11 protein-coding genes are annotated in these 13,750 nt (G+C 32.0%); 7 read left to right on the top strand and 4 right to left on the bottom strand.

Translation table 11 applies throughout. The annotated features are described in order from the left end of the window. Positions 1-27: 27 nt before the first annotated feature. Both QMG30_RS00835 and QMG30_RS00830 read right to left on the bottom strand, forming a co-directional pair. A complete protein-coding gene (locus QMG30_RS00835; RefSeq protein WP_281811226.1) occupies positions 28-2,025 on the bottom strand; it encodes an oxidoreductase in 1,998 nt (665 codons plus the stop codon). A gap of 95 nt (positions 2,026-2,120) precedes the next feature. Then, positions 2,121-2,918: a MerR family transcriptional regulator gene (locus tag QMG30_RS00830; protein ID WP_281811224.1), complete on the bottom strand. Its 798-nt coding sequence runs from the start codon at positions 2,916-2,918 to the stop codon at positions 2,121-2,123. Between the two features lie 401 nt (positions 2,919-3,319). On the opposite strand from QMG30_RS00830, the gene QMG30_RS00825 reads away from it, so the two are divergent. Continuing rightward, on the top strand, positions 3,320-5,125 hold the full coding sequence (locus tag QMG30_RS00825; protein ID WP_281811222.1) for an ABC transporter ATP-binding protein: 1,806 nt from the start codon (positions 3,320-3,322) through the stop codon (positions 5,123-5,125). Beyond that, positions 5,122-6,852: an ABC transporter ATP-binding protein gene (locus tag QMG30_RS00820; RefSeq protein ID WP_281811220.1), complete on the top strand. Its 1,731-nt coding sequence runs from the start codon at positions 5,122-5,124 to the stop codon at positions 6,850-6,852. The genes QMG30_RS00825 and QMG30_RS00820 overlap by 4 nt, the downstream gene beginning before the upstream one ends. A gap of 131 nt (positions 6,853-6,983) precedes the next feature. Here QMG30_RS00820 and QMG30_RS00815 read toward each other — a convergent pair whose 3' ends face one another. Then, positions 6,984-7,460, bottom strand: coding sequence for a protease complex subunit PrcB family protein (locus QMG30_RS00815; protein ID WP_281811218.1), 477 nt, complete (start codon positions 7,458-7,460; stop codon positions 6,984-6,986). A 162-nt stretch (positions 7,461-7,622) separates the two neighbouring features. After that, positions 7,623-8,483 carry an AraC family transcriptional regulator gene (locus QMG30_RS00810; RefSeq protein WP_281811215.1) on the bottom strand — a complete coding sequence of 287 codons (861 nt, stop codon included), beginning with the start codon at positions 8,481-8,483 and terminating at the stop codon, positions 7,623-7,625. A 117-nt stretch (positions 8,484-8,600) separates the two neighbouring features. On the opposite strand from QMG30_RS00810, the gene QMG30_RS00805 reads away from it, so the two are divergent. The 5 genes from QMG30_RS00805 (at position 8,601) to QMG30_RS00785 (ending at position 13,687) form a co-directional block, all read left to right on the top strand. Next, entirely contained in the window at positions 8,601-10,088 is a 1,488-nt protein-coding gene (locus QMG30_RS00805; protein WP_281811213.1) for an L-fucose/L-arabinose isomerase family protein, read from the top strand. A 417-nt stretch (positions 10,089-10,505) separates the two neighbouring features. Next, positions 10,506-11,114 carry a nucleoside/nucleotide kinase family protein gene (locus QMG30_RS00800; RefSeq protein ID WP_281811211.1) on the top strand — a complete coding sequence of 203 codons (609 nt, stop codon included), beginning with the start codon at positions 10,506-10,508 and terminating at the stop codon, positions 11,112-11,114. A gap of 6 nt (positions 11,115-11,120) precedes the next feature. Further along, entirely contained in the window at positions 11,121-11,945 is an 825-nt protein-coding gene (locus tag QMG30_RS00795; protein ID WP_281811209.1) for a hypothetical protein, read from the top strand. Between the two features lie 117 nt (positions 11,946-12,062). After that, the gene (locus tag QMG30_RS00790; protein WP_281811207.1) at positions 12,063-12,722 is read left to right on the top strand and encodes a YEATS-associated helix-containing protein; all 660 of its coding nucleotides are present in this window, start codon (positions 12,063-12,065) and stop codon (positions 12,720-12,722) included. Between the two features lie 278 nt (positions 12,723-13,000). Further along, positions 13,001-13,687 (top strand): hypothetical protein, encoded by a 687-nt coding sequence (locus tag QMG30_RS00785; RefSeq protein ID WP_281811205.1) that lies wholly within the window; start codon positions 13,001-13,003, stop codon positions 13,685-13,687. The last annotated feature ends 63 nt before the right edge of the window (positions 13,688-13,750 follow it).

Below are 13,750 nucleotides of genomic sequence, written 5' to 3'. Positions count from 1 at the left end.
TGGTGAGACAGCCCTTGTGTTCAAGTATTAGATATTCTTAGCAACTTCATATGCATTCCAGATAGCATACATGATATTTTGAACTTTATTAGCATCTCCTATGAGTTTTGCCTTTGGAATATCAAATCTGATATTATCATATAGATCTTTTTGAGATAGATATCCAATAGCTACAATAGCACTATCAGCGTCAATAACTGATTCCTGTCCATTTGAATTGACAACAAAACCTTTATCTGTTTTCTTGTTGATATAAGAACCTGTTATAACATCAATATTATTGTATCTAATCAATTCATGAAGCATATCATGGTTAGCATGACATAAAGGTCCTCCTATTTGAAGGATATCATCCTGCATTTCTATGATAGTTACTTCTTTGTTTTGTTTTCTTAGCCAAAGAGCTGTTTCACATCCAACAAGCCCTCCGCCGATTATTACAACTTTATCACCAACAGCTTTTCTGCCCATTAGTACATCTTCTGCTGAATATACATTGTCAGCACCTTCAACAGTCAATGCTTTTGGATTGGAGCCTGTTGCAATAAGTACTTCATCAGCTTGAAATTCTTTAATACTTTCTTTGGATGCAGTCACATTCAATCTTATTTCAACACCTAGATCTTTTAATGTTACTTCATACCATTTAGCAAGTGCACGATCGTCATCTTTAAAATCTGGAACTCCTCCTGGAACGATATTACCACCAAGATAACTATTTTTTTCAAGGAGTATCACTTCATGACCACGAATAGCTGCTACTCTTGCAGCTTCCATTCCTGCGACACCGCCACCGATAATGAGAACTTTTTTAATATTTTCAGCTTTTTCTATTGCATAATCTTTTTCTCGTCCGCATGCAGGATTTACGGCACACGATACTGTTGCAAAATTCTGTAGCCTTCCCATACATCCTTCTTGACAAGATAAACATGGTCTAATTGTTTCACACTTACCTTGTAAAATTTTATTTGGTATTTCTGCATCTGCAAGTAGTGGTCTGGCTAGAGCGATCATATCTGTTTTTCCTGATAGAATTGCCTCGCTTGCTAACTCAGGATCATCCATTCTACCTGCTGTAATGATAGGTACATCTACTGTGTTTTTCAGAATTTCGTTATATGGAAGGTATAGTCCTTTCTTTTGATACATTGGTGGATGACTCCAATACCATGAATCATAAGAACCAACATCTCCATTTAATGCATCATAACCAGCTTCAACAAGTATTTTAGCTGCTTCGATTCCTTCAGGAATATCTCTTCCTTTTTCCTCAAACTCTTCATCTGGTAAACCACCTTTGCACCAGTCCTTAATAAAGCTCTTTATACTGTACCTAAGTGATACAGGGAAATCTTCTCCACAACGTCGCTTGATTTCTTGTACAACCTCACAAGCGAATCTTAAACGGTTTTCTAATGATCCACCATATTCATCAGTACGATGGTTAAAGAAAGAAATAGCAAATTGGTCCAGTAGATATCCTTCATGGACAGCATGAATTTCAACACCGTCGAATCCTGCTTTTTTTGCAATTGCTGCTGACTCACCAAATGCTTTTACATATTCCTTTACTTCTTGATTTGTCAATTCACGGCATGTCACACCTGGCAAGAATCTATGTGGAATAGGGGAGGGTGCTACTGCTACTTTTCCTACAATAGATGGTATACTTACTCTTCCGAAACCAGCTGATAATTGTAAAAATATTTTTGCTCCATATGCATGTATTCTTTCAGTCATTTCATTACCTGTTGTAATGAAATTAAGAGGATTGATTGTTGGACATGGCATGGAGGGTAGAGCACATTTTTCAATATTATTTTCTACCATTGTTACACCTGTCATGATTAAACCGGTTCCACCTTTTGCACGTTCTACATAGAACTCAATTCCTCTCTCATTAAAACTACCGTCTTCGTTGCACATTCCGCCTGGTCCCATTGGTCCAAGAACATATCTGTTTTTAATCTCCAATTTTCCAATTTTAATTGGTTCGTAAAGTACTTTATAATTCTTTTCCATTTTGTTCTCCTTTCTGGAATCAAATATCCACATCTGATTTTTGATGTTAAATCCAGTATAGAACATAAAGCAGCTTTACTTGCAAGAGGAATTTGTTAAATTTTTATCGAAATCCATAATTCTATATATGGATGTAACTTAGCACCTTTTTCAACCTCAACCAATAATATCTTTCCCCATGAAATATCATCAATCTCAAGTCCTTTGCTCATTATATATTCATAAGCCTTTTTAAAGACCTTCTGAGGTTGCTGTGAAAAATCCTCATCTGCCACTACAATTGTATGTAAACAAGATGTACTTCTCAATTGTTTAGTATTCAGTTCTAGTGGTAAATCTAATTCTTCCATTTTTTTGCTGCTTACGAAGTACCCAAAATTACTCATTCCCATTCTTTCATCAATTACTCCCAGCTGAACTACTGGCATTAGTTTTACCCATTCATGTATTATCTTTTGGGAACTGCGGTTTTTTGAAAGCCATCCACACTCCTCATCACACATAACAGTTACTGCAGGGGATTGTGCTAATTCATATTTGTTCAATAGTTGTTCAATTCTTCGTATACTGACAAGATGATCTTCAATGGCATCTGCTAGATTTTTATAATAAGTTGCCTTTTTTAAGGCTTCATTTCTATATTTTGTTTCTCTTTCTTGTATTAATCTATAATTATTTTCTTTTCCTCCAAATTGAGTAATGATGCTTTTCATGGGTATTTCCATAGAACGATACTTTGCATAAGAAAGCAATCGGAATACATCAACGACATTGTAATAACGATGACCATTTTTTTCTTTATTCACTTTAATCAAATGTTCTTTTTCAAAATAGTGAATGGCACTGGTAGTGCATCCAAGAATTTCTGCCAAATCTGTAATACTATACTTCATAATCGTTCCTTTCTACCTAAAGCTGCTTTAGGTTTTGTTAGCAAAATCATGATTTACTATTATTATATCATCCAAGTTAGTATACTACTATATTTTTGAGGGTATTTAATCTTTAGAAGTAAATGGAACTAATTTGTAATATAAACATATAATTTAATAAATAATATTGACTATCATTATCAATTAGATTATACTAATTATGTTGTACCAGTATCAATATAACAATAATATATGTAACATCTATTGATTTTTCAATAATTATTAAAAATAAATATATGAAGATAGGGAGGTAATCATACTAAAGTAATTAGTTCTATTTTTATCAATGTAATGGCATTTGGTTGCAATCTAAGTATTAGACATAACTTCTAAAAAATATTTGAAACAGGAGGGTCAACAGTATGCAAAAAGATAAAAAGAAGTTTATCTTGAAAAGGTTCACACCTTATATGGGTAAGAAAAAAATACTTTTGCCTTTGGCACTAGTATTATCGGGAATATCAGCAGCACTTAACATCTTACCTTTTGTTCTTGTATGGTATATAGTACGTGATATATTATCGTCTCCTCAAGCAATTGATATATCAAATGTAAGTTTTTATGCTTGGATAGCCTTTGCAAGTGCAGCAGGAGGTATAGTAGTATATTTTTGTGCACTTTTAAGTTCCCATCTTGCAGCATTTAGAGTAGAAGTAGGAATGCAGAAAGTGGGTATGGAAACAGTAATATCCAAGCCGCTAGGGTTTTTTGATAATTATTCAAGTGGTAAAATAAGAAAGATTGTAAATGATGGAGCAGGAACCACACATACTTTCTTAGCACATCAGCTTCCTGATATGGCAGGTAGTATCGTTTCTCCTGTCATCCTTATATCTTTGATTTTTATTGTAGACTGGAGAATGGGTATTGCTTCTCTTATTCCTATAATTCTAGGATTCATAACAATGAAATTCATGTCCACAACTATAGGTAGGGAATTTCAAAGGAAATATTATGATTCATTGGAAGAAATGAGTTCTGAATCTGTTGAATATATTAGAGGGATTCCAGTTGTAAAAACGTTTGGTCAGAGTATATATTCTTTCAAGCGATTCTATGATAGCATAGTCAAATATAAAGAGATGGTTCATGCATATACTCTTCTTTGGAGAAGACCAATGTCCTTCTATACAGTAATCATGCAATCAGCCGCATTCTTTTTGATTCCTATGGCTATCTTATTGATAGGAAGAGGAGAGAATCTACCAATTGTACTTGCTGACTTTATTTTTTACATGCTCATATCACCCATATTCACTATGCTTTTGATGAAATCCATGCACTTCCAACAGAATACCTTAATCGCTCAACAAGCCATTGATAGACTGGATAACCTTTTGGATTACCCTAATATGAGCTATTCAGGTAATGTGAAAAAAATAAAAGACCACAGTCTAGAGTTTAAGGATGTAGTATTCTCATATGAAGGAAGTGATAAACATGCTATAGATAAGATCAGTTTCAAATTGAATCAAGGTGAAACTATTGCACTTGTTGGAGCCTCTGGAGGCGGAAAAACCACAATAGCAAGGCTTGCAGCACGTTTTTGGGATGTAGATGAAGGTAAAGTGTTAGTAGGAGGAACTAACGTAAAAGATATTTCAAAGAAAGAACTTATGGACAATATATCTTTCGTTTTTCAGAGTACCAAGTTATTCAAAGGATCATTAAGAGATAATATAATTTTTGGTAAAAAAAATGTAAGGGAAAAAGAGATGAATAGAGCTATTGATTTCTCACAATCAAGAGATATCATAGACAATTTAGATAATGGACTTGATACTGTAATAGGTTCAAAAGGAACCTACCTTTCTGGAGGAGAACAGCAGAGGATTGCACTTGCTAGGGCGATTGTCAAGAATGCTCCTATAGTGTTATTGGATGAAGCTACTGCTTTTGCAGATCCTGAAAATGAACATCTGATTCAAAAAGCACTGAAAGAGGTTAGCCGCAATAAGACCACGTTGATGATTGCTCATCGTCTTACAAGTGTACAGAATGTAGATAGGATATTGGTGATTCAGGATGGTAGAATCGCAGAAACAGGAACCCATAAGGAACTCATTATTAAAAATGGTATATACAAGAAGATGTGGGACGAATACCAGACATCCGTTGCATGGAAAATTAAGGCTGACAAACATGTAGAAAAAGGAGGACAAAAATGATTAGATATTTTCAAAACAGATATGCCATGTCTGAAAAAGGAGCTAAAGACCTTATAAAATCAATTATCTGGACTGTAATACTAGAAATCAGTTTTATGGTTCCTGTAGTTCTGAGTTTTAAATTCTTGGACGAATACATGAGCGTGCTTTTGAATAATTCAAATAGCAAAGATAGCATTCTCTACTATGTCATTATGTCTATAGCATTTTTTATAGTAATGTTTGTTATCGCTTATTTCCAATATAATTCTGCCTATACCAAAATCTATGAAGAAAGTGCTAGAACAAGGATAAGCTTAGCTGAAACACTTAGGAAATTACCCTTAGCATTCTTCGGAAAAAAGGATATTGCTGATCTAAGTTCGACAATCATGGAAGATGCTACGCAGATAGAACTATTATTTTCCCATTCAGTTCCTCAGATCTATGCTTCAATATTGACCGTCCTGGTTATGGGAGTTCTATTGTTCTTCTATAACTGGAAATTGTTTATAGCAGTATTTTGGGTAGTTCCAGTTGCAGCATTGGTTTTTTACTTGTCCAGGAAATTTCAGGATAGAGTACAATCCAAACTCTATGATGTAAAAAGGGATATATCAGATAAAATTCAAGAAGGACTTGATTCAGCTCATGAGATTAAATCCTATAATAGAGAAGAAGCATATGTAGATAATTTGAATTCCAAATTGGATAATTATGAAAAACATATGATAAAAGGTGAACTTCTCATAGGTGCATTCATCAACTTATCTTATGTATTGTTGAAGCTTGGACTTCCAAGTGTTATATTTTATGGTGCGTATCTTCTATCTACAGGGTCTATAAATATTTTTACTTACCTTGTTTTTCTTGTAGTGTCAGCACGTATTTATAACCCTATAATGGACGTGATGAATAATTTTGCACTACTCATCTATCTTAACGTTCGTATTAAGCGTATGAAAGAGATGAATGGAATGCCTAGACAAGATGGAAAGACTCAATTTTATCCTAAGAATTACGATATAGAATTCAATAATGTGGATTTCTCTTATCAAGATGGTGTGCAAACATTGAAGAATGTCAGCTTTAAGGCAAAGCAAGGAGAGGTGACAGCGCTTGTTGGACCTTCAGGTGGAGGTAAGAGTACACTAGCGAAGTTGTCTGCAAGATTCTGGGATATAGATAAGGGTGTAATCACCCTAGGAGGAGAAGACATATCCAAAGTAGATCCAGAAACCCTCTTGAATAATTATTCCATAGTATTTCAAGATGTTACACTATTTAATTCGAGTGTAATAGATAATATCCGTATAGGTAAGAAAGATGCTACAGATGAAGAAGTCATCAAGGCTGCCAAACTTGCAAGGTGCCATGAGTTCATCAATACCCTTCCAGAAGGTTATGATACCTTGATAGGTGAAAACGGTGAGAAATTATCAGGAGGAGAAAGACAGCGTATATCCATAGCTAGAGCAATGTTGAAAGATGCGCCTATCATATTGCTTGACGAAGCTACAGCATCTCTTGATACTGAGAACGAAAGTAAAATCCAGAATGCTCTAAGTGAGCTTATAAAAAATAAAACAGTGCTTATTATCGCTCACCGTATGAGAACGGTTTCGGGAGCTGATAAAATCGTTGTTATCAAAGACGGTTCTATAGAAGAAACAGGAACACCTTCACAGTTGAAAGAACAACAAGGAATATTTGCTTCTATGGTTGAGACACAATATAAAAGTAGTTAATAAAAATAATAAGTCATAAACTTAATAAAGGGGTATGCCATATTTAGGGATATTTATTGACATAAGAAAGGATAACAGTTTGAAAACCAGTAATATATTGAGATTCAAACTGTTACCTTAAATAAGTGTTTTTATTTATAGTAAACTGGCAAGAATAAATCACTTGTCCTTATGACCAAATATGGATAGGTAATATTCATAGTAACAGAATCATCTTCACCAGGACTTAATAATTCAGTTGAGATTACAATGCAATCTTGGGATTCGTATAATTCATTTACTTGTATACCATATCCTCCTGTTCTTTGTTCACCATATCCTATAACTATATATAGATATTGCCCATCTCTGAAGCTAAGTCTAAATGGGTTGAATTTAAGAATGTCAATATTTTGTTTTATTACATCTTGTACATTATCATCATCTACTACAGTAAATTCCATATCCATTATCTTATTAGTATCTTTTACTGATTCTTCAATATAATTGAAATTGATTTCTATTGGAGTGTCAAAATAATAGTCTGATGCAGCATATACAGATGATGCCCCTAACAGTAGAAAAACAGCTGTTAGTACAAAGAATTTTGGTACATTAATCTTACTCATAATTTAAATTCCTCCTCATAATAAATGTTGTATTTCGAAATACCTTACTTATAATAACACTAAGATAAATATAGAACAATATCTAATGTGCAAATAATAGAAAAATTTAGTTTTAAGATGATATTAATTCATAATATTAATATTATTCGGATAAAACATTATTTATTTCCATTTTTTCCTAAATTGTAGTGGCGTCATTTCTTCTCTTTCTTTAAATAGTGTAATAAAATGACTGATATTCTTTATTCCTACTTCGTAAGATATAGATTGAACACTTAGATCAGTGAATTGAAGCATTTTCTTAGCAGTGGTTATTCTTAAACTAATCTGATAATCAATGGGTGAAAAACCAGTATATTTTTTATAAAGTCTGGCTAAATGATATTTACTTAGGGCGAATTTTTTACCAAGAGTATCAAGGGATAATTTTTCTGTATAATGATGATCAATATAATTTTGAATGGATAAAATAATTTTTGGTGTATCTACATATTCTCCATAAGTACAAGCTTTTATCATGATTTCAGTTAAGCAGTTGGTCAATAGATTGGAGCAGAGTACTTCTCTTTGAAGGTTTTTCTCTTTATGAAGTTGAAACATGGTATTTATCCATAAAGGTATTTGTGTGCTATCATCTAAATGTATAACTGGACCATGTTGTTCACGAAATTGATTGTAATAACCTTTAGTAGCACTACCATTAAAATGTACCCATGATATTTCCCATAATTCTTTTTCATCAGTTCTATAATAATGTTGCTCCATACAATCTATCCATATTAAATCGCCAGGTATAATAGTATAAGTTTTACCTTGGTATTTCAGGTGACCTTTACCAGATTTAGAATAGATTAGAAGATATGAATTAAGGCCAGCTCGTTCGGTATAATAATTATTTAATGTTTGGAAATATCCGATCTCTTGAATGTAATAATAGATATTTTTGGCTCGTTGGCTTGGGGTTGCGATATATCTGATAGAGCTACTGGTCCATGCTTCTTTGAATCGTTCTTTAAATTCCATAATACCTCCGCAAGATACTGTTATTTATAAGCAAGATACATGATGGTTTCTTTTGCTTATAATGATTATACTATAAATATAAGACAATAACAAACAAGGATAATGGAGGTAATTTAAATGAAAAGTAAAAAACTGAAAGCAAGAGTTGGAATCTATACTGCAGGTTTAAAAGTGTATTGGGATCAGTTTGAAGGATTGAGAGAGAGATTGATAGAGTATGGAAAACATATTGGATTAATGATTGAAGACTATGCTGAAGTTTACAATTATGGTATGGTAGATGATGAGTATTCAGGCAGAGCAGCAGGTGAATGGTTTAATGAAAAGAATGTAGATCTGATTTTCTGTCACAGCGGTACATACTTCACTTCATCATCTGTTCTACCTATTCATCAAATAAACAGTGCTCCAGTGATTATTCTTAATTTGCAGCCAACACCACAGATGAATTATGGTGTAACGACAACTGGTGAATGGTTGGCCCATTGTGGTGCTTGTCCAGTACCGGAACTAACGAATGCTTTACATAGAGCAGGTATTCCATATAGGACTGTCAATGGTCTTCTTGGACTGAACGAAACACCTGAAATATCTATGACAGATGAAGTGACTTACATGAGAGATGAAGCCAAACTTGCCAAACATAAGATTGTGGAGTGGGTAAAAGCTGCAAGTGTTAAAAGAACATTGCAACATAGCCGTTTTGGATTCCTTGGAAACAATTACAGTGGTATGCTTGATATGTATTCGGATTTTGCTATGATTCAAGCTCAGACAGGATGTCATGTAGAGATTCTTGAGATGTGTGATCTAGATGAATCATTTGTGAAAGTAACAGATGAAGACATAGATGCTAAACTTAAGGAAATCCATGAGTTCTTCACAATAAGTGGGGATTCACCATCAGAACCACTTGCTAAGAAACCAACAGATGAACAGTTGAATTGGTCAGCAAGGGTTGCTGTAGCACAACAAAAAATGGTGGACCAATATGATTTGGATGCTATAGCATATTACTATCATGGTAAGAATGACAACCATTATGAACAAGTACAAAGTGGTTTCATTGTCGGTCATTCACTCCTTACATCTAAAGGGGTACCATGCTCTGGGGAAGGAGACCTGAAAACAGCACTTTCCATGAAAATATGTGATGTTCTTGGTGTCGGTGGTAGTTTCTGTGAAATCGTTGCGACAGATTATATATATCAAACTATCATATTAGGGCATGATGGACCATTCCATATTAATATTTCTGATGGTAAACCTGTCCTAAGGGGTATGGGGGTATATCATGGTAAAAGAGGACAAGGAGTTTCAGTAGAAGCTAATGTGATTAGGGGACCTGTTACAATGCTTGGTACTACTCAAACAAAGGAAGGTTCACTAAAATTCATTATTAGTGAGGGAGAAGCTATCAAAAAGCCTATATTGACTATAGGGAATACACAAACACATATAAAATTCAGTGTCGATCCTGACAGTTACATGGACAAATGGTTCAATGAGGCACCTACACATCATCTTGCCATGTCAGTAGGACATAATGCAGAGTTGTTTAAGAAAGTTGCTTGTATGCTTAATATAGAATATGTAGTGATATAATAAATAATATAAGTAGACATAGTTAAATCATGAATATGATTGACATAAAGGGTGATTTTTAAGCTAAGGGAAATTAAGAGTTATAAAGGGTAATTAATTATGCTAATATAAAGTGCTTTCAAAAAGGAAATAGGCTTAATGTCTATTTCTTTTTAATTAAGTAGGAAAGGTTTACTTCTATAAGAATTAATGCTACATCAAGCTTTGCTAATAATGAGTTGTTAATATATGGAATTTTATATATAGCATAGCAATGATTGAAAATTATATAACAATTTTAGGTATTTGCTATAATGAGGAGGAGAAAATTTGTTTTGTAGCTAACATCGGGAATTATGTTATAATATAAAGTGGATTTATGCTTATTTGAATATTTAATTATTCTGTAGAAGTTAATATAATAGGGGGCATATGAAAATGGATAGAAAAAAATATGTAATTGCAATAAGTGGTTTTTCTGGTTCTGGGAAAAGTACAATAACAAAGAAGATTGCAAAATCTTTTAATGATTCTACATTCATAATGTTTGATGATTATCAGGAACAAACATCTTATCCAAAAGAAATGTTTACGGGAAATAGTAAAGAAATAAGCATGGATAAGCTTGAGAGTAATTGCTTTTTCAATGATTTAGATGAATTGATAGATGATAAAGATATTATTTATTCAAAACATAGAAAGATTAATACTGCAAAATTCATTATTATAGATTGGAATTTCGGAAGATCCCACTACAGAGTAAGCAAATCTATTGATAAAGTATTTTTTGTTGATGTTCCGTTGGATATTGCATTATCAAGGAAAATCTTAAGGAATATAGATGTAGACTTAAAAAATAAAAAACCTGACGATAAAATAGATATCATAAAAAGTAATCTTACTATGTACTTAAAGGGTTTTAGATCAGCTAATATTAAGATATATGAAAAAGTCAAAAATGATAGTGACATAATACTTGATGGAACTAAAACAATTGATGAATTATCAAATAAAATAATAGAAGAGTTAAAAAAATTAGAAGGGTGATTAAGTATGTGTACAAGTTTTGCTTGTTACAATAATGCTCCAATATACGGAATGAATTTTGATTATAATGATGTAAAACTGAAATTCAATATTGTTAACCAGAATAATATCAATATATTTCAAATAATGTTCCAAATAGAGGGTGAATATGTGCCTACAGCAGGATTTAACAGTAATGGTATTTTTGGAGCTGCTCAAGTAATGATTTCTGATATTGAAACATTTGTAGAAGGTAATGATGATTTGATAGAACCATATCTTGTATATAAAAAAGCTATGGAAAATGCAAGTGATATTGAATATATTATGGATAATGTAATTGGACAAAAGCGATTGAACTATTCAAGACAGTTAAAAGGACATCAGTTATATGCAGATGAATTTGGTCAAACAGTTATTATTGAACCAAGTAAAAGTGGAAATACGTACTTGATTTCAGATAAAAAAAATACTGTTATGACTAATTTTTCTAATAGCGAATTGATTAATAAGGATATTAATAGTATTAATGGATTTGGAATTGATAGATATATTACTGCTACAAAAATGCTTAATAACATACAAGACAAATTCGATTATGACCTAGCATTTGAAGTCCTAGAAAAAACTCAACTATCAGAAGGTGAAATCACAACACAATGTTCAATAGTAATTAAACAAGATTCAATGGACATATTTCTATGTGTCAGAAGAGATTTTAATAAAATATGGAAGATATCACTTAACGATAAAACAATTGAAACTTATAGGGGATTCAAAAGGTATAAAAAAATGGTAATCGACCAAAAAGGTGTAACTGATATAGATTTAGGATTAGTATCTTCTAACTAAGGAGAGTGTCTTTTAATTAATAATATAAATTAATTTATTTCATTATTTTGGATAGTGTCGGGAAGTATGATAAAATTATAGACAATATATAAATTTGATCTTATAAGGAGGAGTATAATGAGTTATTTCTTTAAAATTATTATCATAATACTACTAGTAGGAATATTTGGAGGTATCATCAATTATTTATTGAATGGTATGAAAACAGAAAAAAAGTATGTATCAATATTTGATGTAGAATTGCTTAAGTGTATATTTGTTGGTATGGGGGCATCACTATTAGTTCCATTATTTTTGAATATGATATCAAGTGATATTATCAAACAAGCTGAAACTAATGATTATATGCTATTAGTATTTATTGGTTTCTGTTTAATAGCATCTATATCATCAAAATCATTCATAAACTCAATATCTGAAAAAATATTGAAAGAACTGGGAGATAAAGTAAATAAAATTGAGGAAGATGTAAAACCGATAATTCAAAGTTCGCTAGAGCCTGATAATGATACTAGAAAAAATATGAAAGGCACATATGATTCATTAGATAATCTTGAAATAAGTATATTAAAGAGTCTTGAAAACAGTAAATATGTATATAGAACTATAAATGGAATTGTAAAAGAGTTACAAGAAAACAATGAGAGAATAAAATCAAACATTGAAAAACTTATAAATAAAGGATTAATAAAATATAAATCAATAAAAAATAAGAATATGTATTATATAACGGTTAAAGGAAAAGAATGTATCGCACATGAGGGTATTGAAGACTAGATGTTGTCAGTACAAATTTAATTCTAATTAAATTATAGATTCTATAGAGTTACAATAATGCAAAAAAATGTCGCAATTATTTCTATATTGTCAAATGTTGTATTAATATGGACTTATATTAAAAATAACATAAATAAATCAAAATAAATTTACAAATATTTATAAATAATGTAATATTAAACTATAAACAAATTATTGACAATTTAGAATTGAACTTATAACAGTAATACGATATAGTTTGTTTGTTTATAAAAATTCACTTTAGGAGGAATATTGTTATGTCTAATTCATTTTATGCAAGTAAAAACCAGATTCAATTAAAAGCTATTAACCAAATACCCCATTCTAATAAGATTCAAGGGACTATCATCTCCAAAAATCTAATGTCAATTAAATGGGAAACACTACCTGATAATCAGGCGGCAAGCAATGGAAATGCACTTTATGTTTGGCAAAATACAGGATTACCATGGGGACAAGGACAAAGCCCATTACAATATGATACAATCAAAGAAAACTCACAAACTGGTGATCAGGTTTTTAAGTTTAATGTTGAGAAAAAACCATACATAGTAGCCTATTCAACAAGTGCTTCCGGTTCATCTTTTTGTGCCACATTACAATTCAATCCAGGTAGCGCCGAAGGAGTACCATCTTTTACAACAATAGAGTTAGTTGAGCCAGCACTAGGAGATAATTCTCTTATAGCGAAATTCACAACACCTATCGGTAACAATCCTAAAGCCAATAATAATTGGATAGGTTTATGGGAAGGTGCTAAAGTTACATATGATGGCAGTAATAGAATAAAAAAAATCATGGTTGAATCAAATGTTTCAAGTGATACACAGTTAATGAATAATTTGAGTCTTACTGTTGATACAACATATACCCTTGGATATGCTTGTGGACCTCAAGATAGTGATCTAACTGCATTTGTAACATTTACAACTTCACCTTATTAAAAAATTATTGATACAGACGTTTGATTATTTTTTAAACGTCTGTATACAATTATAGTAAAAAAG

Origin of the sequence: Vallitalea longa, assembly GCF_027923465.1 — a bacterium.
Taxonomy (GTDB): Bacteria; Bacillota; Clostridia; order Lachnospirales; family Vallitaleaceae; genus Vallitalea; species Vallitalea longa.
This window is presented reverse-complemented; position numbering and strand designations above follow the sequence as displayed.